The organism is Paenibacillus liaoningensis (genome assembly GCF_059609455.1).
Genome location: NZ_JCAALU010000003.1, coordinates 255,026 through 271,270 on the forward strand (window position 1 = coordinate 255,026; position 16,245 = coordinate 271,270).

Genomic DNA, 16,245 nt, shown 5'->3' on the forward strand with positions numbered 1-16,245 from the left:
TTCATTCAGGCATTGCGAACACGGTAAGACGCCCGTCACGGTTTAAGCTCAGAACAGGGCGGCCCTGCTCGTCCATGGCGACGCTCCATTCAGAGATCGCCAACTGCTGCGTGCCAAGTGATGGCTTCATCACGGTAATAAACCATGCACCTTCATTTTCCGTTGTCAGCAAGCCCTGAAGCACCTTCAGCGGCTGCATCTTCATTTGGTGCACGGATTCCCAGCTATCCTCCACATCAAGCTCCAACTCTGGCGGTCCAAATACGAGCAGCTCGCAGGCGAGCGGCGAAGCGGCAGCAGCTTCTACTCCATTGGTCAAGCCGCTGCCTTTGGCATAGTAGCAGGCAGGCTCAACATTGGAGCCTGTTTCATTAGCTGCAGCAGCGCTGCCTGCTGCCCGTTTGTGTGTCTCCCACTCCAGCAGCCTAGTGTGCAGCCGGTGCTGATACGTATGCTCGCCAGTACCCGTCAGGCGGTCATAAATGACCCATTCTCCGCTATCCAGAAACCATAGGGAGCGCCTATGCGCAACGCCGCGGGAAGCATATCCGTCATGCTCTGCGCAAATCATTTGCTGATCCGGCTCCCAAGCGATTAAGGAAACGGATGCCTCCGGCACGCCCCATCTTTGGGTGCGCAAATAAGGCGTCTGATCCTGCCCGTCCACAAGAACGGTATTATGGGCAGATGTGCTTTTGAAATAACGGCGCCATGGATTTTCCATATACGTGTACGTGCCCGGATCGACGAACAGCGCTTCGCCATAGGCGCACCATTCGAAGGACAACGCATCGGCATGGCCATGAGGGCCTCCAAGCGCAGCTGCATCGAAAATGAGCTGCTGCTCCGTATTGCCAAGCCCGTAATAGCCTGCCGCCGGGAATGCAAACGGCAGCCGCTCCTCCGCATAGGAGCTCGTCGCTTCTGCTTCGCCTGCCGTTGAAGCCGCCCGCGATACTGCCGCATCTGGCGACTTTGCTGTTGCTTCTGGCGACTTTGCTGTCGTTTCTAGCGTCTTAGCTACCGCTGCCAGCAGGCGGTCGATGGCCTCAGGGCCGACCGTCCAAAACTGCTCATACAGCTGATCTTCCAGCAGCAGTCCTGGACGATCATAATACAGCGCCGCCGCATTCAAATCGGGCGGCTGGTTCGCGAAGGAATCGGCAAACGGCGCCATGCTGCCGTCCTGTCTGATCATCAGGCTTGCGAAACGCGTCATGCCGGCTACAATGCGCTCGTATTCGCCTGAGAACGCAAGCCCGCGCTTTTTCGCCATAACGGCACAATCGACGAACAGCTCCAGCGATACCATATGGTAGTGCGGCGTAAGCTCCGAATGGACGCCACCCTGCAGCACCTGCACGCGTATGCATTCCTCCAGCCGCTTCATCGCGGTGCTGCGCCATTCCGCGCTTTCCTCCCACGTCACAAAGGTCAGCCCCGCGCCCAGCAGCCCAATCATATGCATAATCGAATGATTGATTTCAATGCTCGCTTTGTAGGTGGAGAGAAACCAAGCATGCTCTTTTACCGATTGGAGGAACCGCTGCTTCGCTTCAGCATTCCAGCTTTCCGATTGATCGAAAAAATGATAGGCATATATCCATTGGCGCAGCCTAAGTCCAGTTTCCAGCAGGCGCCACGGGCCGGGCCTTTGAAAATAGGTCAGCTCCTCTGCCGGCAAATTCCGCGGGCATGGCTGCGTATCGATCCAGCCTAAAATATGCTCCAGCGCTTTAGCCGCATATTTCTCGTCTCCGGTGCACGCATAGGCGGTGCCTAAGGAGCGAAGATGCTTAAAGCGGTTAATGCCCCAAGTAAATTCCTTGTCTCCAGTTGGGTTGTAAAGCCAATTAATAGGCTGGCCCAGATCGATTTCAAAACCTTTCCAAATAATAGGCTTATTCTCGCACCAACGATCTGCCTGAGCCATTGCAGCGGCCGCCTGCTTGGGAAAATGCTGCTGAAAGCTTGCTCCCCACTCGCTTCTCTGCTTCGGCCTAAAATACAAATGATCCATTTAAGCACTCGCTCCTCTCCCATCCATAAAAGCAGAGGCTGCCCGCAGGCAGCCTCTCTTTTCCTTCAGCTATACGGCTACTGGCCGAGCGAGCCTTGCAGGCTCTTGGCGCTGAACGACGGATTAGCCTGAATATTAGTCAGCCCTTCCGTACGAGCCGCTGCTAGCGCTTTGTTGTATCTCGTATTCAAATCCTTAATCGCAGCATCCAAGTCCTGATTGCTGGTCAAAATATATTCAATAAATACGTCGCTTGCTTTTTTGCCTTCCAGCTTCGTTTCGGTAACCGAAATCGGAGTTGCTGGATAGATGCCATCATATTTCGTTGGAAGGAAGCCTTCGATGCCTTTCAGCTCTGGCTTGCCTGCCGCTTCATTGACGTAAGGCAGAACGGATAGTCCAAGACCTTTCTCTTGATATTCCGTACGAAGCTCCGTGTTATACAAGTATTCTAAGAACTTCACAGCTGCTGCCTGCTTGTCCGATTGTGCGTTGATTCCGATATAACCGCCTGCATTAACCCATGTTACACCGTTGATTTGACCATCTTTAGTCGGTACAAGCGTCGATGACCAATTGATTTCCGTCGGGAATTGCGAAGTGTAAACAGCTGGCTCGCTGGAGTGGTTCACATACATCGCGATTTTACCTTGGGCAAACTGTGCGCGAAGCGGATCAATATCCAGCGATTCAGCGCCTGGGATCATGCTGCCATCTGTTTTCATTTGGTGCAGCGCTTTTGCAATGTCGGCGTACATGCCGAAGTCGAATTCACCGGTTTGGTAGTTAAAGCCCTCATGGCTTGTCTCTGAGCTTAGCGAGCCCGATGCAAAAGCCGGACGCGTAAAGCCGGAGCCATTTTTGAAATTGCTAGCGAAGCCGTATACGCCTTCAGCCTTGCCTTGCTCTGTCACTTTTTTCGCGATTTCTACCATTTCGTCGAGCGTCTTAGGAGGCTCTGTGTAACCCGCTTTTTTGAGCAGGTCTACATTGTACAGCAGGCGCCAAAATTGGCCCGTGTTTGGAAGCGTATACACATGTCCGTCTTTTGTATATACATCCTCTACCAGCAAACCGTCGAATTTCGCCAGAAACTCTTTGCTAAGCAGCGTATCAAGTGGAGCAAAATAGCCTTTGTTCACATAAGTTTGGAAGTCTCCGCTGCGGAAAATATCCGGAGCCTGATTGCTCGCAAACGCAACCTCAACCGCCTGATTGTAGTTATCCGCCATAACCTTCATTTCTACTTCAATGTTATCTGTATTCGTTGCGTTATATTTGTCTACCTGCTCCTGCATATAATCCATGTCATGACGATCTATTGTCCAATAGGAAATTTTCGTCTTTGCTGCGCTGCTTGCACCGTTTGTGCCAGCGCTTGCTTCTGGTGCGGCGTTCGTTCCGTTACCCGTCGAGCATGCCCCCAGCATTAAAGCCATTACAAGCAAGCTGCAAAGCAAAAACGAGCGTTTCGTTGCGAATCTTTTTTTCATCTGTCGTACCTCCCCTTTGTTTGGCAAGCGGCGTTCAAGCGGTGTCTACCACCCAGCCCCTCCTGCTGACCTCATTGTAGCACCGTTGCACTCTTGCCCATGAAGGACAAAAACACGATTCTGGGAGGGCAAAATCACTATGATTACGCTTCCGGCTCCGAGCTTTCATATTTGCTGCGGAATTCCGTAGGCGTCAGCCCCGTATGTTTTTTGAACAGCTCGGTGAAATATGGACGATCCCGATAACCTAGCTCATACGTAATATCCTGCACCTGCATGCCTTCCAGCAGCAGCTCCTTCGCCTTGTCCATCCGTGCAGAAGTGACGTATTGCATAAACGTCATCCCAGTCTCTTTTTTAAACAAATTGGAAAAATAGCTCGGGCTCAGATGCACGACATTCGCGCATTCCTGTACCGTCAAATCGGTGCCGAGCCGTCCGCCCACATAATTCATAGCTTGATGGATGAGCTGGCCGACATTGTTTTTTTGGCGCTTCTGGAGCCAGTCGCAGCCAGTCAGTCCTAATTCCTTCACATCTTTAATCAGCTCGGAGGTGGATGAATACCGGCCTTTCTTAATGACGCTCAGCCGTTCATCAAGCCACATGCGCTGCTTGCTATCCGCCTTCTCCGCTATGACACGGTAAATGGAGAAGGCCAGTCCATAAAACAAATTCGTCATCACATCGGGATCAGGCGGCGTCGGATAACGCAGGCATTCCTCGGCAATGCTCACCAGCAGCTTCTCCGTCCCTTCCCGGTTGCCTGAGCGCAAGCAATAAAGCAGCTCCACTTCCTTGTCTGCGGAATAATGCGGTGAAATATGATTTTGCCGTTCAATATCGCTATACGAAATAACACAGCCGCTGCCGGAATAAAACTGATAGCTGAGCGCTGTTTTCGCCTGATTATAGGAAAGGGCGATTTCGCTGATTCCTTCCACGCAGCTTCCGACGCCAATGGAAATGTCCCGCTTGGCATAGCGATTCACATTGTCCCGGCACGCTTCTGCCAGCGCCAGCATTTCCTCTTCCTCATTCGGATTCAGCAATATGACAAATTGGCCCAGATGCTCCCGAAAAACGACACCTTTCGCCTGTTTTTTAATCGTTTCCTCCATAATGTTTTGCACAGCGAAGCGGGTTAGCTCCACTTCCCGCACGGACAGCGGGGAATGCTCGTCCATTAGCCCCTCAATCTGCACAGACATTGCAACGAAACGTCGGGTATCCATATCGATGCTGAGAAACTCCCATTTGTCATAGGCCCGCTCGGGCAGCTCATCATGCCGGATCAGCAGCCGAAAATACTCCTGGCGCAAATAAGGCAGGCTTTCCCTTACTTTGCGCTCCAGCGTCATCCGGTCCAGCTGCTCCAGGCGCTGCGTTTCAATCTTCGCTTTAGCGCGCAGCACGACCTCGACAATTTGCTGCGTCGTAAACGGCTTGACCAAATAATCGAATGCCCCAAGCCGAACCGATTCCTGGGCATAGGTGAAATCGGTAAAGCCGCTGAAAAAAATAACCTTAGCCTCCGGTTCTCCGCTTTCCTTCATCTCACGGACCATATCAATGCCGCTGCGCATCGGCATCCGAATGTCGGTCAGCACAATATGCGGATGCTTCACTTTAATAAGCTGCAAGCCATCATGGCCATTTGCGGCCGTTCCTACAATTTTGATGCCATGCTCCCCCCAAGGGATTTTGGTCACTATGCCATCGATGACCGTCTTTACATCGTCTATAATGCACATCGTAATTTCGCTCATTCGCTTATCACCTCTTGAATGGGAATAATTAGCTTAACAGAAGTCTGCACGCCAGGCTCGCTTTCAAGCTCCATGGAAGCTTTATATCCGTAATACAGGGATAGTCTTGTTCGTACGTTCGCCAGTGCGTAGCTCGTCCGCTCCACTTCCGGACCATTCAGCATTTTCTCCACACGCTCGGCCTCCATCCCAGTACCATTGTCTGTAACGGTTAGCATGAGCAAGCTCTTGGCAGCATCGGCTTCCACCTCAATGCGGATAACCCCTTCATGAGGCAGCTCCTGAAAACCGTGCAAAATCGAATTTTCCACTAGCGGCTGCAGTAAAATTTTGAGCACGGGCGTATCCAGCAGCTTCTCATCGACCGTCTGTATGCTGTACCTAAACAAATCCGGATAGCACATTTGCTGCAAACTCAAATATTGCGCCACATGCTCCAGCTCCTGCCGCAGCGTCGTAATTTCCCGGCCATTGTTCAGGCCCAGCCGGAACAGCAGCGATAGCGAAACGATCATGCCGCTGACCGCCTGCTGCTCCTCCATCTCGCTTTTCCAATAAATCGTATTCAACGTGTTGTATAAAAAATGGGGATCAATTTGCGCCTGCAGCGCTTTGATTTCTGATTTGCGCTTGTCCTGCTCGGATGCTTTCACCTCTTCGATTAATTCGCCGATTTGCTCCAGCATCCGGTTGAACTTGTGGCCGACCTGGCTGATTTCATCCTCAAATACGCTCTCGAACCTGACGTCCAGCTTATTCTGCTCCACCTTCACCATAAGATTGCGCAGTTTGAACAGCGGCTTAAGCAGCAGCTCCGACAGCATGCTGGACATAACCAGCGCGAGCAAGACGCAGCCGCCCATAATCGTTAGAATCGTCCAGTTCATGCGCTGAACAGGCTTCAGCAGCTCCGACTTGGACTGATAGCCAAGCAATATCCAGTCGGGATTCATCCCTAGCGCCGCGTAATTGAGCAGATAAGCTTCCCCGCTCTGGCTTGTATATTCGAAGTTCCCTCTTGCGCTGGAACCGACACGCTCATAAATTTGCTGATTGCTTTGCGGCATGCCCTCAGTGGAAGCAAGAACGTTTTTCCCCGTACGGTCAACCACAAGCTGGCTGAGGCTGGCGCTCTGCATATCCGCCTGAATCAAATCCAGCAGGTGATCCTCACGGATGTTGACAATGACATACACACCCGGCAGCTGGATATCGAAAAACGGTTTAATAATTAAGGTAATAACGGAGCTTTTCCGGCTGAACAGCTCATCGGCATGTCCCGGCACCCATAGCTTGCTCCATTTTTCCTGCGTATCCGTTATTTTCTGATTAATAATCGTGCTCTCAAAATCGCTTTTCGGGCTGCGCCGATTCCCCGTTGGATAAAAATCCCCGATTGGCGTATGCACCAGCACCGAGTCAATCGACTGCTCAGCCAGCATCAGCTGGGCAAAAGGCGTTTGCAGCTCAGACAGCCGATTATAATATTCCTTCTTGCTGCTCGACTGCACATCCTTCAGCGTGCGCTGGAAGGGCTCGCCCATCATGAGGGTGGAGACAAGCACAACGATATTTTTCAGGCGCTCATCGAGCACCCTCGCCGACTTATTGAGCGTATCCTGGCTCGTCTTCGTTGCCTGAGATTCCATTTCACGAGAAAAAAACACGGAAACATAAGTTCCCGTGACGGATATACAAACGACGGTCAATAATACGAACGAAACCCACAGACGTCTTTTTAGCGACATTTTTCGAAATATACGTTTCATGTTGTTCATCGCCTCAATGCATATGGAGTTTGTTAGCCTTTAACCGAGCCAGCCGTAACTTGCATAAATGAACGGTTAGCGAAAATATATACGATGAGCATAGGTAAAATCGAAATACATGCGCCGGCGAGCATTAGTTGATTTTCAACTGCGGCTCCCGCCCCGTAGCGCAAGTTCGCAAGTCCCACGGGCAAGGTTTGTAGATCAGGACGCGAAAGGGAAAAGACGAGCGGCAATATATATTCATTCCATGCATTACGGAAGGTGAATAGCGATACGACAGCCAGCGCTGGGCGCAGGAGCGGTAAAATAATGAGCCAGAAGGTGGTGTAGAAATTACAGCCATCAATGAGCGCCGCTTCATCCAGCTCCCGCGGAATGCCGCGGAAAAAGCCGATTACCATAAAAAAGGCTGTTGCATGCGCACTAATTAGAATAATTATGACGCCCCACAGCGATTTCTGCAAACCAATGGATACCATTAAATCAAATTGCGGACGCAGCACAACCGCACCGATCGAAATAAACAAAGTGAAGGATTGAAGCAGAATAAACAGTTTCTTTCCTCTGAAAGCAACGCGATCGACCGCATAAGCAGCCATGGAAGATACGAGCAAAGTGCCGACCGTAGCGAACACAGCTACATATAAGCTATTGAAGGTATAAGCGGAGAAATCAGCTTGATTCCACGCCTGCAAATAGTTTTTAAACTGCCAGGTAGAAGGGAGAAACGTCGCTCCCGTTGTCAGCTCCAGATTCGTCTTGAAGGAGCCGAATAGCGCGATTACGATTGGAAAAAGCATCAGTGCTGCCGTAACAAGAAGAAGCAGCCATACTGGTGTACGAAGTACTATTTTACGAATGGTCATAATCGTTCCCCCTTTTTAATAAACGTTATTAAGCTTTTTCGACATCCAGAAATACAGCCATGTGACGATACCGACAATAACAGCCGTTGTAAAGCCGACCGCGCTGCCGTAGCCAATATTTTGCACGGACGTGCCAGACGTCGTCAGCGGGAAGAACAGTTTGTACAGGTATAAATACATAACCTCGGTTTTGCCGAAAGGACCGCCCTCCGTCAATACCATAATGCTCTCGTAGCCTTTAAGCGACGTTGTAATCGCAAGCATAATAATCATTTGCAAAACAGGACCGAGCATTGGAATCGTAATGTACCACATCCGCTGCACCGGGTTTACGCCATCCAGCGATGCCGCTTCATACACATCCTCTGGAATGTTCTGAAGACCGGCGATAAATAGCAGCATATAGTTGCCGACTGCTCCCCACACCGCAATAATGACGATCGTCGTCATGGCATGTGCAGCGCCCAGCCAGTCCACTGGAGCGGATACGATGTTCAGCTTCATTAAATACTGATTAATAATGCCGTTGTAGGAGTTAAACACAATATAGAAAACGATGGACATGACAGAGGCGCTGAAAATCGTTGGCAGGAAAAAAATCGCCCGAAACGCATGCCGTCCCCGCAGCTTCCGATTCAATATAACCGCCAATATGAGCGATAGCGGCAGCGTAATAATTAATTTTCCACCCGCATAGATGAAAGTATTCAGAACGGAGTGCCAAAATTCAGCATCCCTTCCCACTCGCGCAAAGTTCTCAAGTCCGATAAACTTCGGTGTCCCAAACCCTTGATAATCAAAAAACATATATCGAAGCGCCCATACAACCGGATAAATGCCGAGCGCTATGGTTAGAAAAAAGCTTGGAAAGCTGAACAAATACGCCCCGATTCGATTTTTATGCATGCCGTCATCTCCCCTTCTTTTGTAGCTTCATTGTATAGGATGGCGCCTTTCATACGGGATGGGGCAATCAATGATGCTGGGGGGACGAAACGACTATTGTCGTTGTTGACTTGCGGACAATTGTCCGCTAAAATGGTTTTCAGCAGTGCGGACAATTGTCCGCAAGTAAGGAGCGGCATAGGCTGCCTGAATGGAGGCTGAGTGAACCAGCAGGAGCGGGGACATACTGATTTTAGAGCGTTAGCAGCATTGGCACACAAACGAAAGGCATGAGGAGGAACGATTTTGAACACAGGAAGTCTAGATACAGCACCCAAGGATTTGAGTGGAATAAAAAGAGGACCTATTGTAGCGGCACTTATTATAGGCGCATTTGTCGCAATACTGAACGAAACCCTGCTTAATATTGCTTTCCCCGATTTAATGAAGGAGTTTGATATTAGCTACGCGACTATTCAATGGTTGTCGACGGCATATTTGCTCGTAGTCGGCATTTTGGTTCCGATTACGGCACTGCTTCAGCAATGGTTTACCACCCGGCAAATGTTTTTGTCGGCGATGATTTTATTTCTTGTCGGAACCGTCGTCTGCGGCACGGCAACCGTCTTCCCGATGCTGCTTGTCGGCCGCGTCATTCAGGCGCTTGGCACCGGCTTAATGCTTCCGGTCATGATGAATACGATTTTGGTTATTTTCCCGCCGGAAAAACGTGGCGGCGCCATGGGCATGATCGGCCTCGTTATTATGAGCGCGCCAGCTATCGGTCCGACGCTGTCGGGGCTTATTATTGAATCCTTCAATTGGCGCTGGTTGTTTTTCTTAGTTATTCCGCTCGCCGTTTTCTCCATTGTGTTTGCGGCGGTTTATTTGAAAAATGTTTCGGATATCACTCGTCCAAAGGTTGACCTGGTATCGATTTTATTGTCATCCATCGGCTTTGGCGGTCTGATTTACGGCTTTAGTAAAGCAGGTGAGGATGGCTGGGGCAGTTCCATCGTCATTTGGTCTATCGTCGTCGGCGCAATCGCCTTGCTGCTGTTCATTGTGAAGCAGCTCATGTCGAGCCAGCCGCTGCTGGATTTGCGCGCCTTTAAATATCCGATGTTCAGCCTTGTCGCCTTGCTCATGCTGGTGATGATGATGACGCTGTTTTCCACGATGATTTTGCTGCCGCTTTTCCTGCAAAACGCGCTTGGCAAAACCGCTCTGGCTGCCGGACTTATTTTGCTTCCGGGCGGTATTATCAACGGCCTGATGGCTCCGGTTTCCGGCGTGCTGTTCGACAAGTTTGGACCACGGGTGCTCGTCATTCCGGGGCTCGCTATTACAGCGGCAGCGGTATGGATGTTTAACGGCATCGACGAGCTGACAAGTATAGGTTATATTATCTTTATCCATGTTGTGCTGCTAATCGGCGTTTCCATGGTGATGATGCCTGCGCAGACGACAGCGCTCAATCAGCTGCCGCGCAAGCTGTACCCGCATGGCACAGCAATTTTGAATACTTTGCAGCAGGTTGCCGGCGCAATCGGTACTGCTTTATTCATCAGCATTATGTCATCCGGCACAAAAAAATATTTGGAAAGCTCCACTGATCCGGGCTCTCCGCTTGAGCAGGTCAAAGGCTTCGTATCCGGCATGCACAGCGCGTTTCTGGTTGGGCTTATTATTGCCTTCATCGCCTTTGGGCTTGGCTTGTTCATCCGGCGCACCAAAGCACCTGATGTGGAGGAGAAAAGAGCGGCTTAGGGAGTAAATTAAAACTGGGGTTTTCAGTTTTAATTTACGACCCAGGAATAACAAAAAAACGGGCCTTTTCGTTTTTTTGTTATTCCCCTCCGAAGCATTTTTCCTAGAAAGTCGGTTTTGTGTTGCTCCCTCGGAGCGGCTTCGCAGTGAGCATAAAGGAAGTGAAAGCTAGTTGAATTTTGAAATGGATGAGGTGGGCCGGGATATTATCGAGAAGGCCCGCCAGCTTTTTAACGAGCATGGCGTTGAAGCGGTCAATATGCACCAAATTGCGAAAAAGGCAGGCATCGGTCAGGGCACGCTTTATCGGCGTTTTCCAAACAAGGGCGCGCTGTGCATGTCCGTTTTGGATAGCCAATTCGAGCAGTTCATGGCGAATACGATGCGGGACCTAACGGAAAAAGCCGCGCAGCCCGTCGTCATACGCCTTTCGGCCTTTATACAAAGCCTGCTGTTCTTTTCTCTTGAGCTGCGTGAATATATACGTCCTATTCTTTCCGCTATTTGCGCCGAAGAGAAGAACAACCAAGACTGGTTCCTAGCTGAGCCATATACCTTCATGCATGCGACGGTCAGCGGACTGTTGGAGGAAGCCGCAGCAGCAGGGCAGCTGCGACCGCAAATTTTGCCAACCATCGCCGCATCCCTGCTCATTTCCTCATTTTCACCAGAGCTGATGGCCCATTTCGCAGAACAGGGCTACAGTAAGGAATTTATTTCTGAGCAATATAGAGCGACTTTTATTGAGCCAATGTTTATAGAAGCGCCAGAGGCGGGCAAGGACGGCAATTGATTTGCTCCTTCGCCAGCCCAGCTAAGAAATGTACGTATATCCTTATTATCAAATAAGAGGGTGTCCTATCGGCCTAAATGGCCGTGGACACCCTCTTTCTGTTATATAAGATGGTTTATATGAGCTTATTGTATTTTATGTCCTTGTTCCGTTAGAACCCGCCGAAGCTCTACATGAAAAACGGCTGGGCAGGGCATTACTTTTAACAATAGAGGTGATCTTCTGTGCTGCGAAAAAAATCCGTGTGCACCGTTACAAATTACGAGCAGCAGCTGGGAAGGATGGGACGTCATGGATCGCCAAGTGAGCACCATACAAGTAGGTGAATATGTGCTTGAATACTCCATTGTGGGCGAAGGTACGCCGCTGCTGCTTTTTCATGGCGGGCACTCCAACTGCTATGAAGAGTTCGGCTACCAGAACCTTGTCGCTTCAGGGTATTCCATTATCACCCCCTCCCGAGCAGGCTATAGTCAGACCTCCCCTGTTGCCGAGCTGCAGCAAGCCTGTGAGCTATACTTGGCTCTGCTGGATCACCTGCATATTGCAAAAGCACATGTTATTGCCGTTTCAGCGGGTGGGCCGACAGGCATCCTTTTTTGTGCGCAATTTCCTAAACGAGTGGCAAGCCTGACCTTGCAATGTGCAATCACCAAGCCCTGGTTCTCTTCAAACGATACAGCCTATCGCATTGGAAGGCTGATTTTCAAACCCGGGGTGGAAAAAGGAACTTGGCTCATCCTAGCTAGGATGAATAATCTTCTGCCGCGGCTCACGTTTAGAATGCTGCTTTCTTCCTTTTCTACCCTAACACAAGCTGAGGCGTATGCCAGACTGGATAATCTTGCTGTAGAATTATTTCGCGAAATGAACAACAGACAGCGTTCATATAAAGGCTTTCTTATTGATCTCGAGCAAACCCAGAAAAATTATACGAGAGAGTTACGTTCCATTAAAGCTCATACACTAATTATGCATAGCAAAAATGATCGCTGCGTTGCTCCCAGCCATGCTGAGTATGCCGAAGCCCATATTGTACATTCTGAAGCTTTTATGCTGGATGCATGGGGCCACCTGATCTGGATAGGCAAGCACGCTGCCGAATTTGATCGTAAGCAGATTGCCTTTTTAGCTGAAAATCAATAACAGCCCTCTTCCTTCTTCTTCCTTAAGACAGTCGGAATAAGAAGGAAGAGGGCTGTTCGGGCAGCTTTTAGAAGCTAAGACAACGGCCCTTGGCTCCCGTGAGCTGCCATCAGCTTAAGCTGCTCTCGGTACTGCTTCGGCGTAATGCCTTCATATTTTTTGAAAATCCGAATAAAATAGCTCGCCGTCTGCAGGCCGATTTGCTCTGAAATGCCATCCAGGCTGAGCGGAGAATGATAAAGCAGCTCCTTGGCCCGCTTCATCCGCAGCCGGATGACATAGTCACTGAAGCTTACGCCCGTCTCCTCCTTGAATAACACGCTGAGATAGCTCGGATTCAGATGGACATGCTGGGCGACCTCCTTGATGGACAAAGGCATGCCGATACTTTCATGGATATACTTAACGGCACTAAGAATATAAGCATTGGTCGATGGCACGCCATAGGAAAGCCCGTTTGCCGCTTCCTCCGACTTGGATTGAAACGCTTTTCCGACCGCCTGAATGAGCTGCTCCTGCCGAATCGGCTTCAGCAAATAATCGACGGCGCCAAGCTTCAGCCCTTTCTGGGCATACTCAAATTCTGCAAAGCCAGTGAGCAAAATCGTATTTATGCCATTCTGCTCGCCGCGCAGCGCCTCAAGCAGCTCGATGCCCGTCATGATCGGCATCCGAATATCAGTTATGAGCAGATCATACGGCTTCTCCCGAAGCAGACGGATCGCCTGCTTTCCATTGTCGGCCATATCGACCTGCACCTTGTCCTCCCCCCACTGCTCCAGAGTGAAGGCCACCCCCATGCGCGAGTTGTATTCATCATCAACGACCAATATGCTGTGATTCATCGTCAGAAGCTCCCCTCTCCGGCTCGGGCTTTAGCGGAATTTTCAATACGATCGTCGTCCCGGCGCCCGGCGCGCTATCAATGGTTAAGCCGTATTGCTTGCCGTAATGAAGCTGGATCAGCTTGCATACATTGAACAGGCCGATCCCGTTTTTGCCCGTAACAAAGGCAATGCTCAAATCATTCTGTAAGCGTTCTCTTATTTGATGCAGCTGGTCCGGGTCTATGCCAATGCCATTATCGTGCACCGTAAAGGAAATGACGCCCGCTTCCTCCCTTACGCGCAGCTTGATCGTGCCGCCATGCTCCATAGGCTCTATGCCATGCACAATAGCATTTTCAACCAGCGGCTGAATCGCGAGCTTGGGAATTCGCACGCTGCCGAGCTGCTGCTCGCAGTCGATTTCAATGGCGAGCCTGTCGCGCCAGCGCATTTTCATAATATCGCCATACCGCTTGACCTGCTCCAGCTCCTCATCGATGGTGACAAATCCGTCCTGGGTGCTTGAATGAATCGTATACCGGAACAAATCAGCCAGCTGAATGACGGTTTGCGCCAGCTCCTGCTCTCCTTTGCGGATATGATCCCAGTAGAGCGAATCGAGCGTATTGAATAGAAAATGCGGATTGATTTGGGAATGAAGCGCTTTAATTTCACTTTTGCTCTTCACAATTTCAATCTCGTATACGGATTTAATCAAATAATTAATCTGCTTAACCATCTGGTTATACGTCATATTCAGCTGATTAACCTCGCGGTTGAAATACTGGTCGGGATTTTCCCGCGGACTGCCGTGCTTGCCGCCCTGAATGATGCGCGTCAGGCTTCGGATCGGCGAGGTAATAAACTTGGACAAATAATAAGACAGCAGGGCAAATACGAAGATGCTCAGCACGCTCGCCCACAGCAGCACATCACGCAAAAAGTAAATGTCGGCGGTCAGCGTTTGCTTGGGAATCATAATTTGCAGCTTCCAGCCTGTCGACCGTATCGCCCGCTCTACCGTTACATAATCGCCGCTCTCCCCTTCAAGTGCGCCGACAGACAGAAGCAGGCCGCTGTCTTCCCCCACGTTCATGCTGTTATTGTTCTCGTCAAGAAGACGCATCACCCGGCCTTTATCCTTCGCCTTGTCCGTAGTGGCCAGCTCAATAATCGAAGGCTTAAGCCGGATGAGCAAATAGCCGCCCTTCGCATATTTCTCTTTCTCCAGCTTGACCTGCCTGACAGCCAGCAAATATGCCGGATTGTCCGGATCACGTCCGATCCATATAATGGCTCCGGCCTGATGAATTTCATCCGCCTGCTTTAAATAACGCTCCTCTACCCGCTCTGCGATGCTCTTCTCCACGATGGGGTAGAGGCTGCGAGACAAGCTGTAAAGCTCAATATCCTTTATCGTATCTGAGTAGGCCGTCTTCTCGATGAGCAGCCTCCTCAGCTTCATTCGTTCGTCATAAACCGCCAAGTGCCCCTGCTTCTCGAGGCCGAGCGCTTCTTGTATCCGGTCATCCATGGCGAGCTGCAGCGTCAGAACGTTAACCTCGTTAAGCTGCGATTCCAGCCTCCCGCTTGCTTGCAGCGCAATCTCGTCAATGTACAGTGCCGCATTTTCCCGCTGCACCTTGGACAGCAGCACATAGAGGCTGCTTACCGTAATGAGCAGGACAATGGACATGGTCAAAATAAAGCTGACAAAAATTTGGCCTCTCGTCTGATCCAGCCCTATTTTTTTGAAATAGCCCACTTCGTCTTCCTCCAGTAAAACTTGCACAAAACCTATCCTCTCGAAAGTTCATGAAAGGATAGGCTTTGTCCGCATACGATTATTTATTAGGATAGATCATGATTTTTATACTCGTGTCCTTCTGCGTGCGGGCCATTTCTACCGCTTCCTTCGTATCCCGCAGCGCATATTTATGGGTAATGACCTTCTCGATGTCCACGCTGGACTGGCTGAGTGCTTGAATGGCGCCCGGGTAGGTGTTCGCATAACGGAACAATCCGAGCACATCTACCTCTGCATCGATGATCGCGTTCACATCAACCGGAATTTCGGAGGCTGCCGGCATACCGACAAGCACAATGCGTCCGCCGCGCTTGACGGTGCGAACCGCATCGGCGATCGCCCGTCCGTTCCCCGATGTCTCAACGATAACGGTAACGCCTTTTCCGCCGGTCAATTCGGCAATGCGCGCCTGCACATCCTCCTTCATCGGATCAATAACCGCCGTAACGCCCATTTCCTTCGCCAGCTCCTGGCGGAAGGGCACAACGTCCGTCGCATAAATTTCACTAACGCCAAATACCTTTGCTGCCTGAATGGCAAGCAGGCCGATCGGGCCAAGCCCGGTTACGAGCAGACGGTCTGCCGGAGTAACCTTTGCGCGATTCATCGCGTGAAGGCCTACGGACAACGGCTCCAGAAGCGCGCCCTGCTCAAAGCTGATTTCACCCGGCAGCTTGAATAGGAAATCGCTGCGTACCGCTACATACTCAGCCCATGCGCCGTCAACCGGCGGCGTTGCCATGAACACAACGTCCGGGCACAAATTGTAACGGCCCGACTTGCAATATTCACAGCGTCCGCAGGCTACGCCCGGCTCTACCGCTACCCGGTCGCCAATCGCGACATTGGATACGCGTGCGCCGACAGCAACGACCTCGCCAGCCAGCTCATGGCCGAGAATAATCGGTTTTTCTACGACGTAGCGGCCAATTCTTCCGTGCTCATAATAATGAACGTCCGAGCCGCATACGCCAATGCAATATACTTTGACGAGCGCCTCATCGTCTTTCGGCGTCGGAACGGGTACTTTTTGAATCTCGATATCCAGCGGTTTGTTCATTACGGCTGCATCCATTACGTTTATGCTCATCATCAGC

At 50.6% G+C, this 16,245-nt stretch carries 12 protein-coding genes; 3 read left to right on the plus strand and 9 right to left on the minus strand.

Going from position 1 to position 16,245, the window contains the following annotated elements; all coding sequences use genetic code 11:
• Position 1: 1 nt before the first annotated feature.
• The 6 genes from AC6B99_RS05630 to AC6B99_RS05655 form a co-directional block, all read right to left on the minus strand.
• Positions 2–2,020: a heparinase II/III family protein gene (locus tag AC6B99_RS05630; RefSeq protein WP_496662953.1), complete on the minus strand. Its 2,019-nt coding sequence runs from the start codon at positions 2,018–2,020 to the stop codon at positions 2–4.
• Between the two features lie 77 nt (positions 2,021–2,097).
• The gene (locus tag AC6B99_RS05635; protein WP_056033475.1) at positions 2,098–3,513 is read right to left on the minus strand and encodes an ABC transporter substrate-binding protein; all 1,416 of its coding nucleotides are present in this window, start codon (positions 3,511–3,513) and stop codon (positions 2,098–2,100) included.
• Positions 3,514–3,656: 143 nt separating this feature from the next.
• Positions 3,657–5,282, minus strand: coding sequence for a helix-turn-helix domain-containing protein (locus AC6B99_RS05640; RefSeq protein ID WP_494882062.1), 1,626 nt, complete (start codon positions 5,280–5,282; stop codon positions 3,657–3,659).
• Positions 5,279–7,051, minus strand: coding sequence for a sensor histidine kinase (locus tag AC6B99_RS05645; RefSeq protein ID WP_496662954.1), 1,773 nt, complete (start codon positions 7,049–7,051; stop codon positions 5,279–5,281). Before AC6B99_RS05645 ends, AC6B99_RS05640 begins: the two co-directional genes overlap by 4 nt.
• A gap of 32 nt (positions 7,052–7,083) precedes the next feature.
• Positions 7,084–7,920: a carbohydrate ABC transporter permease gene (locus AC6B99_RS05650; RefSeq protein WP_496662955.1), complete on the minus strand. Its 837-nt coding sequence runs from the start codon at positions 7,918–7,920 to the stop codon at positions 7,084–7,086.
• A gap of 15 nt (positions 7,921–7,935) precedes the next feature.
• Positions 7,936–8,826: an ABC transporter permease subunit gene (locus AC6B99_RS05655; RefSeq protein ID WP_494862647.1), complete on the minus strand. Its 891-nt coding sequence runs from the start codon at positions 8,824–8,826 to the stop codon at positions 7,936–7,938.
• A gap of 285 nt (positions 8,827–9,111) precedes the next feature.
• On the opposite strand from AC6B99_RS05655, the gene AC6B99_RS05660 reads away from it, so the two are divergent.
• From AC6B99_RS05660 to AC6B99_RS05670, 3 genes are all read left to right on the plus strand, one after another.
• Entirely contained in the window at positions 9,112–10,575 is a 1,464-nt protein-coding gene (locus AC6B99_RS05660) for a DHA2 family efflux MFS transporter permease subunit (protein ID WP_056033463.1), read from the plus strand.
• Positions 10,576–10,747: 172 nt separating this feature from the next.
• Positions 10,748–11,368, plus strand: a complete 621-nt coding sequence (locus AC6B99_RS05665) for a TetR/AcrR family transcriptional regulator (RefSeq protein WP_056033460.1) — start codon at positions 10,748–10,750, stop codon at positions 11,366–11,368.
• A gap of 291 nt (positions 11,369–11,659) precedes the next feature.
• The gene (locus tag AC6B99_RS05670; RefSeq protein WP_496662956.1) at positions 11,660–12,514 is read left to right on the plus strand and encodes an alpha/beta fold hydrolase; all 855 of its coding nucleotides are present in this window, start codon (positions 11,660–11,662) and stop codon (positions 12,512–12,514) included.
• Between the two features lie 74 nt (positions 12,515–12,588).
• Here the strand turns inward: AC6B99_RS05670 and AC6B99_RS05675 are convergent, their stop codons facing one another.
• From AC6B99_RS05675 to AC6B99_RS05685, 3 genes are read right to left on the minus strand one after another with little or no spacing between them, the layout of a single operon-like run.
• On the minus strand, positions 12,589–13,359 hold the full coding sequence (locus tag AC6B99_RS05675; protein ID WP_494862654.1) for a response regulator: 771 nt from the start codon (positions 13,357–13,359) through the stop codon (positions 12,589–12,591).
• Positions 13,334–15,133, minus strand: a complete 1,800-nt coding sequence (locus AC6B99_RS05680; protein ID WP_496662957.1) for a sensor histidine kinase — start codon at positions 15,131–15,133, stop codon at positions 13,334–13,336. The genes AC6B99_RS05675 and AC6B99_RS05680 overlap by 26 nt, the downstream gene beginning before the upstream one ends.
• Positions 15,134–15,185: 52 nt before the next feature.
• Entirely contained in the window at positions 15,186–16,241 is a 1,056-nt protein-coding gene (locus tag AC6B99_RS05685) for an NAD(P)-dependent alcohol dehydrogenase (protein ID WP_496662958.1), read from the minus strand.
• Positions 16,242–16,245 lie beyond the last annotated feature (4 nt).

Bases quoted from the DNA above. Each gene is read 5' to 3' on its own strand.
- AC6B99_RS05655 (WP_494862647.1), bottom strand. From the start codon at position 8,826: ATGCATAAAAATCGAATCGGGGCGTATTTGTTCAGCTTTCCAAGCTTT.
- AC6B99_RS05670 (WP_496662956.1), top strand. From the start codon at position 11,660: ATGGATCGCCAAGTGAGCACCATACAAGTAGGTGAATATGTGCTTGAA.
- AC6B99_RS05645 (WP_496662954.1), bottom strand. From the start codon at position 7,051: ATGAAACGTATATTTCGAAAAATGTCGCTAAAAAGACGTCTGTGGGTT.
- AC6B99_RS05675 (WP_494862654.1), bottom strand. From the start codon at position 13,359: ATGAATCACAGCATATTGGTCGTTGATGATGAATACAACTCGCGCATG.
- AC6B99_RS05630 (WP_496662953.1), bottom strand. From the start codon at position 2,020: ATGGATCATTTGTATTTTAGGCCGAAGCAGAGAAGCGAGTGGGGAGCA.
- AC6B99_RS05650 (WP_496662955.1), bottom strand. From the start codon at position 7,920: ATGACCATTCGTAAAATAGTACTTCGTACACCAGTATGGCTGCTTCTT.
- AC6B99_RS05640 (WP_494882062.1), bottom strand. From the start codon at position 5,282: ATGAGCGAAATTACGATGTGCATTATAGACGATGTAAAGACGGTCATC.
- AC6B99_RS05635 (WP_056033475.1), bottom strand. From the start codon at position 3,513: ATGAAAAAAAGATTCGCAACGAAACGCTCGTTTTTGCTTTGCAGCTTG.
- AC6B99_RS05685 (WP_496662958.1), bottom strand. From the start codon at position 16,241: ATGATGAGCATAAACGTAATGGATGCAGCCGTAATGAACAAACCGCTG.